The sequence below is a fragment of the Streptococcus sp. NLAE-zl-C503 genome, from assembly GCF_900104285.1.
Lineage (GTDB): Bacteria > Bacillota > Bacilli > Lactobacillales > Streptococcaceae > Streptococcus.
Genome location: NZ_FNJT01000003.1, coordinates 210522 through 230500, shown reverse-complemented (window position 1 = coordinate 230500; position 19979 = coordinate 210522). Strand labels below are relative to the sequence as shown.

Below are 19979 nucleotides of genomic sequence, written 5' to 3'. Positions count from 1 at the left end.
AAGTAGCTTGGTACTTGTTAGCTTCAAAGGACCATTTTCCTACAAATTCAACATTAGCCTTGTTAACTACAGCGCTAGCTGCGTCGTAACCCTTGAAGGTCCATGTGCCGTCGTTCACAGTATCTGTGTATGTAGTTTGAGATGGTTGTTGAGCGGAAACAGAGACACCATTCACATAAGTTGCACTGTCGCTTGGGATTAATGCTGCGATGGCTGCTGGAAGAGCCTTACCTGCTGTTGCGCTCTCGAAGCGGTAAGTAGCTTGGTACTTGTTAGCTTCAAAGGACCATTTTCCTACAAACTCCACATTTGCCTTGTTGACTACAGCGCTAGCTGCGTCATAGCCCTTGAAGGTCCATGTGCCGTCGTTCACTGCGTCGGTGTAAGTGGTTTGGGATGGTTGTTTAGCGGAAACAGAGGCACCATTCACATAAGTTGCACTGTCGCTTGGAGTCAAGGCTGCGATAGCTGCTGGAAGAGTTTTACCTGCTGTCTCACTCTCGAAGCGGTAAGTGGCTTGGTACTTGTTAGCTTCAAACTTCCACTTACCTGTGAAAGTCAAATCAGCTTTTTTCACAATCTTACTTTTGGCATCGTAACCAACGAAAGTCCAGCTACCATCGTTCATATCATCTTTGTAAGTCGTTTTAGTCAACTCTTCTGGTACAACTTTTTGCATGTTGTAATAGCTTGAGCTGTCTTTTGGTGCTTTCTTCTGGATAAATTCAGGCAAATCAACACCAGATGTAACACTTACAAAAGTATAGCTTACATGATGCGGTCTAGGCGTTACTTCCCAGATACCCGTAAATGTCACACGCTTGCCATTATAGGTCGTATTTTTCTGATCATAACCTTTGAAGGTCCAGACATAATCTTTTTCTTCGTCAACTACCGATTCTTTAGCAGGTTGTTTGGCTACAATGGTGTCTCCAACCTTATAAGAAGCTTCATCATTTGGAAGCATTCCCAAAATACTTTGTGGCAATGGAACACCTGCTTTAGATGATTTGAATACATATTCTGGATTTGGAGTAGGCACCCAGCTTCCAAGGAAAGTCTGTCTGCCTTTTCCTACAACAATTTTTTCTTTATCGTATCCTGCAAATGTCCAAGTCACTTTATTTGCTGTATCAACATAAGTCGTTTCACTTGGTTGTTCAGCCAGAATTTCCTTAGGATATAACTTGTAATCATAAGGATTTTTCGGAGTCAACTTGGTGATATGATCTGGTAATGCGAAAGCAGGATTAGTTGATTGGAACTGATAGTCTACACCATTTGGCGTAAAGCTCCAAGATCCTGTGATGGTCTTCACTTTCGTACCTGCAATAGCTTTTCCGTATTTATCCGCATCAAAACCATGGAAGATCCAAGTACCTGTCGGAACAGTTACTGTGGTGGTGTCAAGTTTGCTTGCATCTTTGTAATCGTCAGCTCGTGCAACGAAATCAGTACCAGCTGGAAGCATATCGCGAATCTTATTTGGAAGAGGGTACGCAGGAGTCGAGTTAGTGAATTTATACTCCACTCTGTAGATCATATCAGACTGATTGGTGGGAACCAAGATCCATCTTCCTCTGAAGCGAACATCTTCTGTCCCTACTGTTTTCACACGTGAGGAAATAGTCGTATTATCATCTTCATAGTAGTCATCAAATACCCAAGTCCCTCGGCCATCAGGATCCTCAAATCTTGTTTTAGACGGCATTTTAACGCGAGCTTTTTCACCCTTGACAAATTCTCTTTCGTAAGTGATTAAATTATACAAAGTTGATGGCGGATAGATCGTTTGACCAGAATCATCTTTTGAATCTGTATAGAAGTCATAATAAACACTACGCTTGGTCGGTTCAAAGACCCAGTGGAGTGTGTAAGTAGAGTCCTCATCATCAGATGGTTTTTCTATCTTCTCAGGAGCAATAAACTTCCATGTACCATCATTATCATCATCTGTGTATGTATAGAAACTTTCAATGACATATCTAACATTATCAGAATAATCTTTCGGAGATGTCGTGATAGGAGCTGGAATTTGTGCCTTCAGATCATCTGGAATAGCCTTCCCTGGGGTATCACTGACAAAGTCAAAGGAAACAGTCTTATCTCTGTGTGGTGTGAAAGACCAAGTACCTGTAAAGAGAACTTTATCTTGATTAACTACCTTGCTATTAGCGTCATAGCCATCAAATTTCCAAGTACCCTCGTTATCAAAGTCCATGTAGGTCGTCTCACGTGGATATTCCGCAAATACAGTTTCGCCATTATCGTAAGTATTTGTATTACTTGGCGTCAAGGCCTTAACTGCAGCTGGTAGAGATCGACTAGGATCTGAGCTAACAAACTCATAGTTTTCTGAGTACTTATCCGCTACAAAAGTCCAAGTACCTGTAAACTTAAGGTTCCATCCTTTATGATCCCACTCACTTACTGGTTTTTTAGTAAAATCGTAGCCTGTAAAGGTCCAGGTACCCTTGTTAACTGCATCATAGTAGGACTCTTGAGTCGGTCTAACAGACTGGACCATCTCACCTTTCGGGTATTGCTTTCTCTTTGCATACTCCCATTCAGGCATATCTACCGGCTTCAGATTATTGATCTCAGCAGGTAGTGCTTTGCCAGCAGTCCCACTGAGAAACTCGTAAGTCGGTTTCCGAGGAACCCCTTTAAATACAAACTCCAATGGTATTGTAACTTTTGGTATTTCCCCATATGTAGCCGCCCGCTCTAGTTCACGACTGAAGGTTAAATCTACTACATCTTCCTCAAAGGTCCAATTTCCTTCATTTTCCGCATCATAAAAGGGTTTGTAGAGATTTTGGGCTTCATCGTAGCGAAGCAAAGCTGCTAGCGTATCCAGTATATTTTTAGGTAAATGCTCATCACGTTTATCAAACTGATTGAGAGAAAGCTTGTAATCGTATAGCTTACTTTCTAGATCTTTTATCTCCTTAGGAAGAGGTAATTTATATTCGTCACGTGAGGTCTTAGGACTACTTGGTAAATTATAAAAATTCTCAAAATCGTGCTGGTTCATAGGCTTGTAGGATACAGTGACATCCTCAAAGTATTTCCAAGTTCCTACGAACTCAACATCGCCATTGTTTGCCACTTTACTTGGAGCATCAAAGCCAGTCAAAGCCCAATAGCCTTTTCGGTTAGGATATTCTTCTGAAGTATAAAAAACATAGTGAAATTCTTGTGCTTTTACTACTTCACCCTCAGCAAATCTTCTTTTATCTTCTGGACTCCAATTTGCAACATAAGATGGCAAAGTTTTTCCAGGTGATCCATTAACCGATCTATAGGTAGCCTTGTATGGTGTTGGTGTATATTCCCACTTACCTGTGAAGAAAACATCATCTTTGTCAATCACCTGACTATCATGGTCATAGCCCTTAAAGGTCCATCTACCACTTCCATCATACTCTACATAAGTTGTTTCAGTTGGCTGGATGGCTTTTACTTTATCGCCCTTTTTGTAGATTGTTGTGTCTTCTGGCTTCAAGTAGTTCAGACCAAATGGAACCGTTTTTCCTGGTGTAGCACTTTCAAACTCATAAAGTGCCGAGCGAGGAGTCTTATCCTTTTCTGGAATGAATTTCGGATTTTTATCACGAAGACCAGAATTAACAAAAGTCACGAGATTGCGATAAACTTTATCAATTTCTTCTTGCTTTGTTGCAGTTTGAAGCACGCTATCAGCAGCTGCCATCACGCCGTTCAAGATTTCTAGACTATCGTCTGTCTTACTTGAAAAGTCCTTGCTGCGCAACTCTTTGAGGTAGTTCTCCAAAGTGCTCTTATTGAGACTAGCATTTGCTGGAGTTGCTTGGGCAGTGCCTGCAGCTGACTGGCTTGTGCCTGTAGCTGGCTGAGCATTTTTAAAAGCAGTCAAATCTGTCGCTTGACTTGTTTCTGCTACCGCAGATTCGGAAGATTTCAAAGCAACTTGGTTTTCTTTCTGAGGCTCTGCTTGCTCTGTTGCAGAAGAGCCCACCGAGACCTGATTCTCTGCTTTATTCTCCACTTGTTCAGTAGTTGCAAGCTCATCAGCTTGAGCTACTTGAGCGACTCCAAGCGCCGCAGGCGCAAACAAAAATCCAATCGCAAGTGACACAGTAGCAACTGACAATTTGCGGATTGAATATTTTATCTTTCTATCCTGAAAAAACATTCCAGTCCTCCTTTTATTTCATAATTACTATTTTATCATAAATAGTTGATATTATCGATTTTTTTGACCGTAAATTTTTAAAAACTTATTTGTGGATATTTCCTCATAATATACAAATATACAAAAAACTCCTTCTCCAAAATAGTAATTATAGGAATTTTTGTAAAAAAATGAAAGGAATCGCTCCCTTTCATTTTTTGCTTTTATTTCCAATTTAATACCGCGTTCAAACCATAGTGATCACTGACTTGCGGACTATTCTGACCATCAAAAACTACATGCAAGCTTTCTACTTCTAACTCTTTCGTTGTAAAGACATAGTCAATTCGAAGCGGTTCGGCATTGCCTTTCCAACCATCAATTTCTGGTGGAACTGTATAGCTACCGCTTCTCTTTTTAGCGACCTCAAAAGCATCTTGTAACTCTAGAGGACTAGCTAGAATGGCTTGGTAGCCTTCCTGACCAGCTGGGTTATTGAAATCACCAGCTAAAATCAGAGGTTTGTTCAAATCTTTCAGCACAGCCTCAAATCGTGCCCATTCCTCCTGGAAACCTTTATCCCACCAAGAAAGATGGACACTTGCAAGAGCAAGCTTCTTCCCTTCAACTTCTGTTTCTGCCAAGGCGACACGGCGAGTATGGTAGTCAGTTGGATCATCCACATCTGAAACTAAAATCTCTCTGGCTTCAATAGGTGTTTTAGATAAGATTGCCACACCTTCATGGTAGCGGTCATAGCCGATATGATTGTAAGCCCAAGTCCAGTAATAGGTCTTCTCCTTCTCAGCCAACTTTTCAACCAAAAGTCTCACATAGTGGTCTTGATGAATGGGTTCTGCCGCTGGTAAAGCTTGATAAAGATGATCAACCTCCACTTCTGGAGAAGTAATTTCTTGATTGATTTCTTGGAAACAAATCAAATCATAGTCTTTTTCAAGAATATCTTGGAGCAAGAGCTGGAATTTTTCCTCTGCTTCCTTCTCCATCCAACTGTGGGTATTGAGTGTTAAAAATTTCATGCTTTTCTCCTAAAACAAGAGGTTGGAAAACAGCTTCCAACCTCAAGTATATTACAATTCTACTTTAGCAACTGCTGTTTTAGCTGCAAGAGAACCAGTTTGTTCTAATTTAACAGATTTGAGAACATCTCCATTTGTGAAGACAACCACTGTTGAAGTTTCACGACCTGCTGCACGGATAGCATCCAAGTCAGCTGTGACAAGAAGATCACCAGCAGCAACCTTTTGTCCTTCAGCTACGTGAACTGTGAATGGTTTTCCTTCAAGGCTTACAGTATCCAAACCGATGTGAACAAGTACTTCAAGACCTGCTTCAGTCACAAGACCAAGAGCATGTTTTGTAGGGAAGATACTTGATACAGTACCTGTAACTGGAGATACGATATTTCCATTGGCTGGTTCTACCGCAAATCCGTCACCCATCATTTTTTGAGCAAAAACTGGGTCTTTCACTTGTTCCAAGGCAATGACTTGGCCATCAGCTACTGAGTAAACTTCCTCAGTTACACCCTTGAAATGTACAGTATTTTGTTGAGCTTCCGTCATTTGGCTTGGAAGAGTTTCAGGAATTACTTCACCTGAGTCAAGGATATCTTGGATATCAGATTTCAATACGTCAGCTTTTGGTCCGTAGATAGCTTGGACACCTTGTCCTTTCATGACAAGTCCCATAGCCCCTTCAGCTTTCCATTTTTCCTCAGTACCAACACGATCTGCATCTTTAACAGTTACACGAAGACGAGTCATACATGCATCCACATCAACGATGTTTGCACGTCCACCAAGAAGGTTAATGATATTTACAGCTTGAGAAGCAGCTGCAACTTTTGTTTCACCTGAAGCAGCTCCTTCTGAAGCTCCTTCAGCAGTTTCATAGTTTCCGTTACGTCCTGGGGTTGCATAGTTGAATTTTTGAATCATGAAGTTTGCGATAAAGTACATGATTACAGCAAAGAGAACAGTTACCCAGATAAAGTTAACGATATCCATACCAATACCAGCATTAATTGCTAGTGGTGTACGAGTCAAGAATTCAATTGAACCGAATGAGTGGACACGAAGGTGAACAATATCTGCCATAGCAAAGGCAGCACCTTGAACTACTGCATAAACAAGGTAAAGCGGTGTTGCGATGAACATGAACATATACTCGATTGGTTCAGTAACCCCTGTCAAGAATGTTGCAAGAGCTGTCGCAATCATCATACCTTTATATTGATGTTTCTTATCAGCATCGACATTACGGTAGATAGCCACGATCACACCCATCAAAATACCGAATGAACCGATCATTTGTCCAACTTTGAAACGAGCTGGGTGAACAGTATCTAACAATTGTTGGTAGTGACTTGCATCTGTACCTTTAAGGTTAACAAGGTCTGTTACCCATGCAAGCCATAGTGGGTCTTGACCAAATACTTGAGTACCTTTAGCTGCACCAGTTAAAATGTCATAAGTACCACCAAGAGCTGTGTAGTTCATTGGGATAGTCAACATATGGTGAAGACCAAATGGCAAGAGCAAACGTTCCAAAGTACCATACAAGAATGGTGCGAGAACTGGCGCAGTTTCTTGAGAGTTGGCAATCCAAATACCAAAGTTATTGATACCTGTTTGAACTACTGGCCAGAAAGCTGCAAGTACAATTGCTGCAATAGCTGAACGAAGAATAACAACAAACGGTACAAAACGTTTCCCGTTGAAGAATGAAAGTGCGTCTGGAAGTTTACGGTAGTTGTAGTATTTGTTATAGGCAGTTGCCCCTACAAAACCTGAGATAATCCCTACGAATACACCCATGTTAAGGGCTGGTGCTTCAAGAACACTGATAAAGTAATCAGCAACTTTGATTGAACCACCAAAGAAAGTAGTTACCATAGCATCTGGATTTTTCAACATATCGCCTGATACACCAAAGATTGTACCAGTGATACGGTTAATCAAGATGAAGGCAAGACCAGCGGCGAAAGCACCACCAGCGCGCTCTTTAGCCCAGCTTCCTCCAATAGCGAGGGCAAACAAAATATGAAGGTTACCGATAACCCCCCAACCAATTTGCTCTAGTACGCCACCAGTAATAACTAGGGGAGCAAGGTTTGGGTCAATCATTGCAAGTGACTTACCGATTGAAATCATCAAACCAGCAGCCGGCATAACCGCGATAACCACCATCAAAGCCTTACCGAATTTTTGCCAAAATTCGAAAGACAAGACATTTTTGAATGTAGCTTTCATCATTCAAATCTCCTTTATTTTATTTAGGCAAACGTTTTACGAAAACGTTTGCACTTGTTTATAATTTAATTATACCACTTTATTTTTTTTTGTAAAGGCTTTTATAAAAAAATTTTCCGTTTTTCTTAAATTTTTATACAAGCGCTAAAAGAAAAAAGAGAAGCTCAAGAAAACTTCTCTTTTAAAATTGTATTATTTCTGATTTGGTCTGTAAGTTGCATTTATATCCAACTAGATCTTCAAGAATCGACGCATTGAAATGCCTGATCCGATTGCCCCAATGAAAATACCAATCACAAACAATAGGACTGTCATCAAAGGGATAAACACATCTGGTGTAATCATTGACAAGTTTTGCCCCACCAAGGATTTATTGACAGATTGATAAACCATATTATAAACAAAGAATACAAGGACTGAAGGAATCGCTGCACCTAGTAAGCCGATAAAGGCACCTTCTAGCAAGAATGGACCACGAATATAGCCATTTTTAGCTCCTACTAGACGCATGATTTGAATTTCACGGCTCCGAGAAATAATGGTAATACGAATGGTATTGGAAATCAGGAAGACTGCAATAAAAATCAAGAGCCCTGCAATAACTAATCCCCAAACACGGATAAAGGAAGCCAGTTCGAAAAGTCGTTGAGTGTTGGCACCACCGTCTTGAACCTCAGATACCCCTTCAATTTTCTTGGCCTCTTCTGCTACTTTAGGAACATCACTCGGAGTATTGGTATCAACGATATAGGCATCATAGAGAGGGTTAGCATCTCCTTCAAAGACCTTCCAATCGTCTCCCATCGTTTCAGTCAATTTTTGATACTGCTCTTCCTTGCTTGAAAAAGTGACATTCTTAACACCTTGCATGGCTTTTAAGGCATCATAAACCTTGTGATAGTCATTATTGGTAACTGTCTGACCTTCTTTTTCAATCGTTTCACTATTATCCGCCACATCCTTACGAATGTAAACCATGACACGAACGTTGTTTTCAATATCGGTAGCCAGTTTCGCTGTATTAAAAATTACGGATGCAAACAGGGCAACTAGAGTCAAAGTAATCATAACCGAACTCACTGCTGCTACTGTCATCCAGCCATTTCGTTTTAAACTTTTTAATGATTCAAATAAATGGCGAAAAAATCTACTAATCATCGTATCCATATTCTCCTTTAGCTTCGTCACGAACGACACGGCCATTTTCAATGGCAATGACACGGTGGCGCAAGGTATTTACAATCTGGCTATTGTGGGTCGCCATCAAGACAGTAGTACCTTGGAGATTGATGCGTTCCAACAGATTCATAATTTCCCAAGAATTATCTGGGTCCAAGTTTCCTGTCGGCTCATCGGCAATCAAGACCTTAGGATTGTTCACAATCGCACGGGCAATCGCAATCCGTTGCTGCTCTCCACCTGAGAGTTCATTAGGGAAAGAACGAACCTTGTGTTTCAAACCGACCAAGTCCAAGACTTCCATAACCCGTTTCTTAATATTGCGACGGTTCTCACCGATAACTTCCATTGCGTAAGCAATATTTTCATAAACGGTTTTCTTTGGCAAGAGTTTATAATCTTGGAAGACTACCCCAACACTGCGGCGGAGTAGAGGGATATCTTTCTTCTTGATTTTAACCAAATTAAAGCCTGCAACTGTTAGGCTCCCTTTTTCAATCTTTACTTCTCGATATAAAGCTCGAATAAAGGTTGACTTCCCTGCTCCTGAAGGTCCTACGATGTAGGCAAATTCTCCTGGTTCAATACTAAGAGAGACTCCACGGAGGGCAGTCGTTCCGTTATCGTATTTTTTGACAACATCTCGCATTTCAATGATTGACATGTGAGTTCCTTTCTATTCTTAGCTGATTCGCCACTTGAGATAGGCGTCGATGAAACCATCAAGATCTCCATCCATGACCTTATCTACCTGAGCGACTTCAAAGCTCGTACGGTGGTCTTTTACCATGGTATAAGGTGTGAAGACATAAGAACGAATCTGACTTCCCCAAGTGATTTCTTTTTTCTCACCTTTGAGGGAATCGACTTCCGCAGCTTTCTTTTCTTGCTCCATTTGATAGAGCTTGGCTTGCAACATCTTCATAGCACGATCTCTATTTCCATACTGGGTACGATCGACCGTTGATTGGACGACAGTTCCCGTAGGAATGTGTGTCAAACGCACACCTGTTGAAACTTTATTGACGTTTTGTCCACCAGCACCACCTGAACGGAAGGTATCCATTTTGATATCATCTTCACGAATCTCCACTTCGATGGTATCATCCAACTCAGGCATAACCTCAACGGATGTAAATGAAGTATGGCGACGTTTGGCAGAGTCAAATGGCGAAATACGGACTAAACGGTGAACACCCATTTCCGACTTGAGAAGACCGTAGGCATTTGGACCTTCAAAGGACAAGGTCACAGACTTGATACCTGCTTCATCACCAGCTTGGTAATCCAAGACTTCAACTTTAAAGCCTTTGGCATTTCCATAGCGAGTATACATACGGAGCAACATATCACCCCAGTCCTGAGCCTCAGTACCACCAGATCCTGGATGGATCTCCAAAATCGCATTATTATGGTCATAAGGTTCTGACAAGAGAAGCGTCATCTCGTAGCTGGTCATCATCTTATCCAGTTCTGTCAACTGTTCAACCAGTTCATCACGTACAGACTCGTCTTCTGCCAAAAAGTCCAATAAAATCTCAACTTCATCCTGCAACTCCTCCATTTTACGGAAGGTGTTGTAGGTATTTTTTAATTCATTTAATTCTTGCGACGTTTTTTGGGCCGCGATATTATCGTTCCAAAAATCAGGTTCTGTCATCTTGTTTTCCAAGATGGCAATCTCTTCCTCTAGTCCTTCGAGGTCAAAGAGACCCCCTGAAAGAAGCTAATTTTTCACGATTTGCGTCAATTTTTTGACGAATTTCTGAAATGTCCATAAATACTCCTTTATTCACATCGTTTCATTATACCACATTCTCTCATTTCTTTCCATATTTTGCTTGTTATTTCAAATTGTATACAAAAAAGAGGGCTTTCACCCTCCATATTTATAACTTTTTAGCAGAGGTTCGAGCAATCTCCTCTACTTGGATACCTTGCGCTTCAAATTTCTCCTTCAGAAAGGTTAAATCAATCATCCCATCAATTTGAACTTCAATCACGACCTTACCATCCTTGCGCGGAATATTGACTGTGTGTGAAATATTCAGATTTTCTTCTACAATCAAGGTCACAATCTTGCCCAAAACCCCGACTTCATTTTCCGTAATAAACCGAACACGAATCCCTTCTTCTCCATAACCAGCGATTTCCAAAAAGGCTTGGAAAACATCACGATCCGTAATCACACCATAAACCTGTTGATTGTCCACAACTGGAAGAATACCGATTTTATTCTTTAACATGAGATAAGTCGCATCCTCTAAACTAGCATAACCTGACACTGTGATAACATCGCGAATCATGACGTCTTTAACTTTAGTCTTATTGAGAAGATAATTCATCTCATAGATAGAGAGGCTGGTTGCTTTAGATGGACTGGCTTCCGCAATGGTTCCTTCTGTTACCAGACCAACTAATTGGTCATTTTCGATAACAGGTAAACGGTGCAAACCTTGCTCGCGCATCAAATCTGCTGCGTGTGCTACAGTCGTATCTGGACTGATATAAACTACCTTACGGGTCATGAAATCTTTAACTGCCATGAGACTTCTCCTTCTTTATTGCTACTATAATTATACACTTTCTTACAAAAACTATCAAACGCTTTCATCTCTTTTTCAAGATTTTGTAACATTCAATCACAAAAAAGAGAGAAATAGCCTTCTCTCTTAAACTTAAATCGTAACAGAATCTCTATCCTTAATCATATAGCGTTTTAAAGAAGTTAAGCTAGCTAGCCAGTACAATAGACCACCAAAGATCGCAGTAAAGCCACTACCAGTTGTGAGCAGGAACATAGGACTCTGGATATGCTTTGTTATAGGGTTGTAAACAAATAGTACTGCAACTAACAAGGAAATGATTACACAAGATAATCCCACCAGATTAAATCCTTTGGTAAACTCATAGGCGTCATGTCCTTCAAGGAAATAGGCTGAACGCAAATCGAGTTTTTGTTTTCTTAAGATAAAATAGTCAACAACGATCATTCCGATAATGGGTCCTTGAATATAGGCAGCCAGCGAGATGAAGGAACCAAAGTATTCATCCACTCCTCCCCAGATGGTGAGTAGGCTCACGTAAACCATGGCAATCCAAACCATTAGTTTATAGCTTACTTTAGGCATCCCGCTTTTTACAATCATACAGTTCACGTACGATCCTGTACCCTGAGTTCCAATATTAGCAAAAGCTACCAGTAGTAAACTTAAAAGGGCAAAGGCAGGAGTGCTCAACGTTGAAAGCATCGTTGTTGGGTCACTTTCATAGACACCTGTTTTGACAAACATAGCCAAAGCCATCACTCCACCTGTCGCAGCAAAGAATGGCGCAACAACCCCGTATGACAAGGCTGTAGCCCAATAGCCACTGCGTTCTGATTTTGCCAAACGTGGCAAGACAAAGGCTTGTGTAGACCAAGAAAAGGCTACGGCCACATTTCCTTCCCCTGACATCATAAAACGTTCAATCGGTGTCAAATTTTCTTGAATGGCAGGTTGGACATTCATAATATCCCTAATCGGAACCGCAACAAAACAGATCCCAACGATGATCAGCCCAACAAATAACAAGGCTACCACTAGAAAGCGATTGGTGCCTTTAATCACTTCTGGACCCCCAAGAGCAATCAGCGTTCCAAGGAGAACACAGAGGGTGCCTAGAATCGGTGCCCATACTCCCTTGTCTAAACCAAGTCCAAAATTATTTGCCAAATGAATCATGGAGCTGGCAAAAAGATTGGCGGTAACGGCATACCAACCAAAATTTGCCAGACTAATCACGGTTGATAGAATAGCCACCCCTTTTCTACCTAGAACGGCTCTCAACCAAATCCACAAATCAATTCCATATTTAACAGCAAACAAAATTGGGAGACATTCAATAAAGACCCAGATAATATTGAAACTAAAAATATTAATCAACATTTGATTAAAGGTCAAGTATTGAGCCACATAGGCTCCTTGGGTATAACACCAAGTTGCGATGGCAAAACCACTTGTTGATAAGAAGAGATCCCAGAAAGAATACTGACGATCCTTGTTGGTCATGGGAACGATTCCCGTTATGGTCTCCTGTTGAATAAAGTCATTCATCTTGGACATTTTATTGAATATCTCCTGTCATAGCAAAAATAATCAGAATGAGGTTAACTAAGTTCATGTCAATTACTAATGTAAAATTAACTTTCAAAAAAGAGGAAGCAAATAGATATAGATCAAGGCTTTCATTTATCCTTAAATCGTAACAGAATCTCTATCCTTAATCATATAGCGTTTTAACGGAGTTAAGCTAGCTAGCCAGTACAATAAACCACCAAAAATCGCAGTAAAGCCACTACCCGTTGTGATTAAAAAGATTGGGCTTTGAATCTGTGCTGTCACAGGGTTATAAACAAATAGTACTGCAACCAATAAGGAGATAAATACGCAAGACAAGCCAACTAAGTTAAATCCTTTGGTAAACTCGTAAGCATCGTGTCCTTCAAGGAAATAAGCTGAACGCAAATCAAGTTTTCGTTTTCTTAAGATAAAGTAGTCAACAACGATCATACCAATAATTGGTCCCTGAATATAAGCGGCTAGTGAGATGAAGGAACCGAAGTACTCTTCTACCCCTCCCCAGATAGTGAGTAGACTCACGTAAACCATAGCAATCCAAACCATTAGTTTATAGCTTACTTTTGGCATCCCGCTTTTGACAATCATACAATTCACATACGATCCTGTCCCCTGGGTTCCAATATTGGCAAAGGCTACTAGTAGTAGACTTAAGAGGGCAAAGGCTGGGGTGCTTAGAGTTGACAGCATCGTTGTTGGATCACTTTCATAAACACCTGTTTTGACAAACATGGCTAGAGCCATGACTCCACCTGTCGCAACGAAGAATGGAGCGACAACCCCGTATGATAAGGCTGTAGCCCAATAACCACTGCGTTCTGATTTTGCCAAACGCGGTAAAACCAATGCTTGTGTAGACCAAGAGAAGGCAAAAGCAACATTTCCTTCCCCAGAGAGCATGAAGCGTTCCAAGGGCGTCAAATCTCCTTGGGTAGCTGGTTGAATGTTCATAATGTCAGTGATAGGCACAGCTACAAAGCAGATTCCAACGATAATCAGACCGACAATCAACAAGGCGATTACCAAGAATCGATTGGTCCATTTGATCACTTCTGGACCTCCAAGGGCAATCAGCGTTCCAAGGAGAACACAGAGAGTACCTAAAATCGGTGCCCATACTCCCTTGTCTAAACCAAAACCAAAATTGTTTGCCAAGTGGATCATAGAATTGGCAAAAAGATTAGCCGCAACGGCGTACCAGCCAAAGTTAGCCAAGCTAATAATGGTTGATAGCAAGGCCACCCCTTTTTTTCCTAGGACAGCCCTCAACCAAATCCACAAATCAATTCCATATTTAACCGCAAACAGAATTGGGAGACACTCAATAAAGACCCAAATAATATTAAAACTAAAAATATTAATCAACATTTGATTAAAGGTCAAATATTGAGCCACATAAGCTCCTTGGGTATAACACCAAGTTGCAATGGCAAAACCACTTGTCGACAGGAAGAGATCCCAGAAAGAATACTGACGATCCTTGTTGGTCATGGGAACAATTCCCGTTATCGTCTCCTGTTGAATAAAGTCATTCATCTTAGACATTTTATTGAATACCTCCTGTCATGGCTAGGATAATCAGAATAAGGTTAATTAGAACTAAGACGATGACTATAGTAAAATCACTTTTTAAAAAGGGCTGAGCAAACACATAGTTTGGTGATTCCATTTCTTCTAGCCTTCTTTTCGTTTCATTTGCTACTAATTCTTCAATTTCAGATGTCGGTTTCATCTCAATTCTCCTCTAAGTATAAATCTAATGCAAGTTTTCCATACTGCTTGGTATAACGATACCAGATATAAAGAAATTCACCTACTGGTTTTCCAACGCTTTCTTGGAACAGGGCCCACAAAAACCAATAATACGAAGTCACTGATACATAGGCAAAATAGTGACGTTTGGTTTTCTTGTCTGGAACTTCTTGTAGATAGATTTCAAGTACCTTTTCAGCTTCTTCTACTGTATAATTTGAACACCCGATAAAGGTTCCTAAATCTCCTGCTGGATCTCCCATACCAGAATATTCCCAATCAATCAAGCTCATTTCGCCAGCTTCATTCAGCAAGAAATTTGGGCTATAAGAATCTCCGTGGCAGAGAACCTTTTTCGCTTGATCTTCTTGTAAAAGCTTCTCGAGAACTGAGACATTCTTATCCAACTCTTCAAGTCCATCAAACTCAAAACGATTGCTAGCCTTTAATTTTCGTCTAAAATCATCAATTCCCTCAAATTGATCAAAAGAATGATCCGTTTTTTCTCCAGATTGGTGCAAGCGTCTCAAGAGCTCCATTGCTTTTGCTACATCATCCCAATTATCATAATCTAGTTGCTTAGCATTAGGGATAAATTCTGAAATTTTCCAGCCCTCATCCTTGTTCATGGCAATAAAGGTACGGTCAATCTTCAATTTTGCAGCAATTTCCATGGAAGCCGCTTCACTAGCACGATCGATATAATTCTCCGTTCCTCTACCTGGATGACGGTAAACATATTTCTTACCTAGGCAGTCAAATGAAAACGAAGTGTTGGTTAGACCATCTTTTAGAGGTTTGATATTGACAATATCTGAAGCTATACATCCTAATGTCTTACAGATGTTATCAATGATTTCCGAATTCGTATTCACCAAATAGTGTTCATCAAACTGACGCAACTCATCTAGTGAATCAAACTCCTTAACAATGTCTGCTGAATAATGCCGAGCTTCTAAAGGAAGCTCCTTGACGTGACGACTATAATAATCTTCCCAGAGCTGTTCGCGATATGGTTCGTGCTTAAATTCAGTTTCTAAAATATCTACAAACTTTTCACTAAATGCACGATCAAAATAAACGTGCCCCACCATAGCCCAAGTATTCGTCCCACCGATTTGAATATCGATAATCGTGTGATTGGAGTCTTCCTTAGAGCAGTATTCGTCTGTGTCTCCTTCTGCAAATATTGTAGAATAGTAACCTCTGTAAATGTATCGTTCAAACGGATTTTCTACAAAATAATTATCCGAAGAGCAAATATAAGTGTTAGAAAGTTGATCTCTGACTAGCATGAGAGAAGAACAGTTGTTGTACTTGTAGTAATCATTATTTACAACGATTTTAACGCCAAACTTTTCTGCCAGATAGAACATTTTTTCTTGCAGATATCCTACAATAACTGTAATGTCCTCTATCCCAGCTTCTTGCAACTGCTTGATTTCTCTCTCAATCAAACGCTCACCTTTAACTTGAAGCAATCCTTTAGGTAGCTCATAAGACAGAGGAGCAAAGCGGCTACTCATACCTGCAGCCATGATAATGGCATTCTTTACCTGATACGGAGCTAAAGCCTCCTCACCTAAGTCAGTTAAATGATTTTCCTCACTGATCCACTTCTCTTCTTTACATTCCTTGAGAAGATTATTCACCGTCCCCAAAGCGATGTCTAACTGTTCAGCCAATTGTCTCTGAGTAAAGTTTTCATCTTTGTGAGTCAACAAAAAACGTAAAAGTTTAAATTGTTTTTCTGATAGCATATCTTCAGCCTCTTTTGTTCAATATTTTTATTTATTCTATTATATAATGAACACACGCTTTTGTCAAGTTAGATTCTATATTAAGAAAATGGGTGCTCAAATCAGGTCCATCAAAATAGTGACCAAACGAAGAAAAAGCCCCAAATTGGAGCTCTTCAAATTCATCTACAAAACAATCCAATAGATTGGATGATTACTAACATAATCCTTATCGGACGACTAAAAAGGTCCCTCGGACTAGAGGAGAATTGCTTGAGCAATCCTTATCGGACGACTAAAAAGGCCCCCCGGACTATAGGGGAATTGCTTCCGCAACTCTCATCCACCGACTAAAACAATCCAATGGATCGGATGATTACTTACGTAATCCTTATCTGCCGACTAAAAAGGTCCCCCAGACCTTTTTAGCCACCTAGATATGCTTTTCTGACTTCATCTGATGCTGCGAGTTCTTTTCCTGTTCCTGATAGGACAATCTTTCCTGTTTCAAGTACATAACCTCGGTCAGAGATAGCAAGGGCCTTGTTAGCGTTCTGTTCAATTAGGAGAACTGTTGTTCCTTGCTTCTGAATATCTTGGATGATATCAAAAATTTCTTGGATAAAGATCGGGGCAAGTCCCATTGACGGCTCATCCAAGAGAAGGAGCTTAGGTGTTGACATGAGCGCGCGTCCCATAGCCAGCATCTGCTGTTCACCACCTGAAAGAGTTGCCGCATCTTGGTTTTTGCGTTCTTCCAGACGAGGGAAACGTGAGAAAACTTTTTTCAAGTTAGCTTGATTTTCTTCACGATTTTTCTTTAAAAAGGCTCCCATTTCTAAGTTTTCCATAACAGTCAATCCTGGAAAAACATGGCGTCCTTCAGGAACTTGTGAAAGGCCGCCTGCCACGATTTTTTGCGCTGGCATCTTTTGAATTTCTTTTCCTAAAAACTGAATTTTACCAGCACTTGGACGAACCAAACCTGAAAGGGTACGAAGAATGGTTGTTTTACCAGCACCATTGGCACCAATCAAGGAAACAACTTCACCTTCATTAACCTCGAAACTTACATCACGAACTGCTTGGATCATACCGTAATGCACAGAGAGGTTTTCAACTTTTAACATAGACATTAGGCTTCACCTCCTAGATAAGCTTCGATAACGCGTTTGTTGTTCTTGATCTCATCCGGAGTCCCATGAGCAATCAAACGACCATATTCAAGAACATAGATACGCTCAGTAACTTCCATAACCAAGTTCATATCGTGTTCGATGAGCATGATGGTAATTTTAAATTCGTCTTTGATACGACGGATCAATTCTGTCAATTCAGCTGTTTCTTGTGGATTCATCCCAGCTGCAGGTTCATCCAAAAAGAGGATCTTAGGTTCAGTTGCCAGAGCACGAACGATTTCCAATCGACGTTGTTGACCATAGGCCAGATTTTTAGCAAGTGTATCTGCATCGCCATCCAAATCAAAGATTTTAAGCAAGTCCAAAGCTTTGCTTTTTAATTCTTCCTCATTCTTATAGAAAGCAGGTAAGCGTAGAAAGCTAGCGAGGACATGTTGTTTATGATGATTTCCAAAAGCGATGAGAACATTGTCTAAAACTGTCAGATCCTTGAACAAACGAATATTTTGGAAAGTACGACTGAGTCCAAGTGAAGCAATCTTGTAGGGAGTTTTCCCATTTAGGAGGTGACCATCTAGTGTCACAGTACCTTCGCTTGGTTCATAAACACCGGTCAAGAGATTGAAAAGGGTCGTTTTACCAGCCCCGTTTGGTCCAATCAAACCAACCAATTCTCCCTCGTTCAATTCAAGAGTGACATCTCCAACAGCTGTTAGACCGCCAAAATGTTTGGTTAACTGTTTAACTTCAAGTAATGCCATTAGTTTTGTCCCTCCTTCTTAGATTTTTTAAAGAAACGTGATAGACTCAATTCCCATGTCCCAAGAAGTCCGCCTGGTCTGAAGATCATCACCAATACAAGAGCCAAAGCGTAGATGATCATACGTACGCTAGCCACATCTTGAAGGAGCATATTTAAAATTCCCAAAACAATCGCTGAAACGATGGTACCAGTAATAGATCCAAGTCCACCAAATACAACGATAATCAACACGTTGATGGAATTAATAAAAGTGTAATCTTTTGGCACAACAGAACCGATAAAACCAGCCTGAAGTGAACCAGCAATACTTGCTGTAATGGCTCCAAAGACAAAAGCGATAATCTTGATCTTTGTAGTGTTTACCCCAACAGACTCTGCAGCAATCTCATCCTCACGAACAGATAGAGTAGAGCGTCCAATTGGACTACGTAAGAAGTTGAGGGTTGCAATAGTTGTGATAATTACAAATAGATAAACCATCTGCCAGTTGGTAAAGTTTGGAATACCCAAGATACCAGCAGCACCGTTGGTCAAACTACCACCATTAATGATAAAGATACGAATAATTTCTGAAACACCTAGTGTCGCAACAGCCAGGTAGTCACCCTTCAAACGGAGTGTTGGAATCCCAACGAGCAAAGCAACTGCACCAGAAATCAAAGCGCCCAAGACCATTGCTCCAAAGAAGGCACCATAGGTTGGTGATTTTGAACCAATAATCGCTGCTGCATAAGCCCCAATCGCCATAAAACCTGCATGACCGAGTGAGAATTGTCCTGAAAAACCAACGATTAGGTTCAAACCTACTGCAAGGATGATATTAATCCCAATTTGTTCTAAAATTTGAACATGGAATAGATTGAGAACACCAGCAGAAACCAATACGCTAATCAATCCATAACCCGCTAACAGAAGGAATAACCAGAGAATATTTACTTTAAGATTTGTCTTCATTGTTTACACCTTCTCTTTCACATTCTTACCAAGGATACCTGCAGGACGAACAATCAGAATCAGAAGTAAGATTCCATATACGATGGCATCACGGAAATCAGACATACCAAAGGCAGTTGCAAAAGTTTCCAACAAGCCAATCACAAATCCCCCTAGAGCTGCACCAGGAATAATCCCGATACCACCAAGAACGGCCGCAACGAATGATTTTAGACCTGGAGTCACGCCCATCAACGGTTCAAGAGAGTTGTAGTAAAGGGCAATGAGAACACCTGCCGCTCCAGCAAGGGCTGAACCCAAGGCAAATGTAAAGCTGATAGTACGATTTACATTAATTCCCATCAATTGCGCCGCGTCACTATCAACTGATACAGCACGCATGGCTTTCCCCATTTTTGTTTTTTGAACAATCACTTGCAATAAAATCATCAGGAGTAAGGAAACTGCTAAAATCATTAACTGGACGTTTGTCAAGCTGATTGGTCCCAAATCATAGCGAACTGTTTGAATGGCTTGAGGAAAGGCGCGAGTATTGGCACCGACCAAGTAAACCATCCCGTATTCCAGTAGGAAAGACACTCCGATGGCAGTAATCAATACAGCAATACGTGTAGAGTGTCGCAAAGGACGGTAGGCAAGAAATTCAATCACAACACCAAGCAGTGCGGTTCCTACCATTGAAATAATCAAAGCTAAAAAGAAATTCATTTGGAAAGAATTAATCAAAAAGTAACCAATAAAGGCTCCCATCATATAGATATCACCGTGGGCGAAGTTGATGAGTTTGATAATTCCATAAACCATGGTGTAACCCAGGGCCAAAAGTGCATAAACACTACCCAGAATTAAACCATTCACAAGTTGTTGGAGCATAGCATTCACTCTTTTCTATCGTTATTTT

Annotated in this window: 15 protein-coding genes; all 15 read right to left on the bottom strand. The window is 40.6% G+C overall.

Annotated elements, in window-relative coordinates; all coding sequences use genetic code 11:
* The coding region (locus BLS46_RS07360; protein ID WP_142350466.1) for an SHIRT domain-containing protein at nucleotides 1–4177 on the bottom strand (4177 nt) is incomplete at its 3' end.
* 203 nt (nucleotides 4178–4380) lie between these two features.
* Nucleotides 4381–5196, bottom strand: coding sequence for an endonuclease/exonuclease/phosphatase family protein (locus tag BLS46_RS07355; RefSeq protein WP_093586647.1), 816 nt, complete (start codon nucleotides 5194–5196; stop codon nucleotides 4381–4383).
* 51 nt (nucleotides 5197–5247) lie between these two features.
* On the bottom strand, nucleotides 5248–7434 hold the full coding sequence (locus tag BLS46_RS07350; RefSeq protein ID WP_093586645.1) for a PTS transporter subunit IIBC: 2187 nt from the start codon (nucleotides 7432–7434) through the stop codon (nucleotides 5248–5250).
* A gap of 228 nt (nucleotides 7435–7662) precedes the next feature.
* Nucleotides 7663–8589: a permease-like cell division protein FtsX gene (ftsX, locus tag BLS46_RS07345; protein ID WP_093586643.1), complete on the bottom strand. Its 927-nt coding sequence runs from the start codon at nucleotides 8587–8589 to the stop codon at nucleotides 7663–7665.
* Nucleotides 8582–9274, bottom strand: a complete 693-nt coding sequence (gene ftsE, locus BLS46_RS07340; protein WP_000022257.1) for a cell division ATP-binding protein FtsE — start codon at nucleotides 9272–9274, stop codon at nucleotides 8582–8584. The genes ftsX and ftsE overlap by 8 nt, the downstream gene beginning before the upstream one ends.
* Before the next feature lie 18 nt (nucleotides 9275–9292).
* Nucleotides 9293–10388, bottom strand: a protein-coding gene (gene prfB / locus BLS46_RS07335; protein WP_125838340.1) for a peptide chain release factor 2 whose coding sequence is annotated in 2 segments (ribosomal slippage) — nucleotides 9293–10315 and nucleotides 10317–10388 — 1095 coding nt in all. Because the reading frame shifts where the segments join, the coding sequence is not laid out codon by codon here.
* A 111-nt stretch (nucleotides 10389–10499) separates the two neighbouring features.
* Entirely contained in the window at nucleotides 10500–11156 is a 657-nt protein-coding gene (locus BLS46_RS07325) for a CBS domain-containing protein (RefSeq protein WP_000268640.1), read from the bottom strand.
* A gap of 132 nt (nucleotides 11157–11288) precedes the next feature.
* Nucleotides 11289–12716: a cytosine permease gene (locus BLS46_RS07320; RefSeq protein WP_093586641.1), complete on the bottom strand. Its 1428-nt coding sequence runs from the start codon at nucleotides 12714–12716 to the stop codon at nucleotides 11289–11291.
* Between the two features lie 132 nt (nucleotides 12717–12848).
* On the bottom strand, nucleotides 12849–14276 hold the full coding sequence (locus tag BLS46_RS07315; RefSeq protein ID WP_093586639.1) for a cytosine permease: 1428 nt from the start codon (nucleotides 14274–14276) through the stop codon (nucleotides 12849–12851).
* Nucleotide 14277: 1 nt separating this feature from the next.
* Nucleotides 14278–14463 carry a hypothetical protein gene (locus BLS46_RS07310; protein WP_093586637.1) on the bottom strand — a complete coding sequence of 62 codons (186 nt, stop codon included), beginning with the start codon at nucleotides 14461–14463 and terminating at the stop codon, nucleotides 14278–14280.
* A 1-nt stretch (nucleotide 14464) separates the two neighbouring features.
* Nucleotides 14465–16243: a phosphotransferase gene (locus BLS46_RS07305; RefSeq protein WP_093586635.1), complete on the bottom strand. Its 1779-nt coding sequence runs from the start codon at nucleotides 16241–16243 to the stop codon at nucleotides 14465–14467.
* Between the two features lie 404 nt (nucleotides 16244–16647).
* Nucleotides 16648–17358, bottom strand: a complete 711-nt coding sequence (locus BLS46_RS07300; protein ID WP_000062210.1) for an ABC transporter ATP-binding protein — start codon at nucleotides 17356–17358, stop codon at nucleotides 16648–16650.
* On the bottom strand, nucleotides 17358–18122 hold the full coding sequence (locus BLS46_RS07295) for an ABC transporter ATP-binding protein (RefSeq protein ID WP_001186011.1): 765 nt from the start codon (nucleotides 18120–18122) through the stop codon (nucleotides 17358–17360). The genes BLS46_RS07300 and BLS46_RS07295 overlap by 1 nt, the downstream gene beginning before the upstream one ends.
* Complete coding sequence (locus tag BLS46_RS07290) at nucleotides 18122–19078, bottom strand: branched-chain amino acid ABC transporter permease (protein WP_000856261.1); 957 nt, start codon at nucleotides 19076–19078, stop codon at nucleotides 18122–18124. The genes BLS46_RS07295 and BLS46_RS07290 overlap by 1 nt, the downstream gene beginning before the upstream one ends.
* 3 nt (nucleotides 19079–19081) lie before the next feature.
* Nucleotides 19082–19951, bottom strand: a complete 870-nt coding sequence (locus BLS46_RS07285; RefSeq protein WP_000941418.1) for a branched-chain amino acid ABC transporter permease — start codon at nucleotides 19949–19951, stop codon at nucleotides 19082–19084.
* Between the last annotated feature and the right edge of the window lie 28 nt (nucleotides 19952–19979).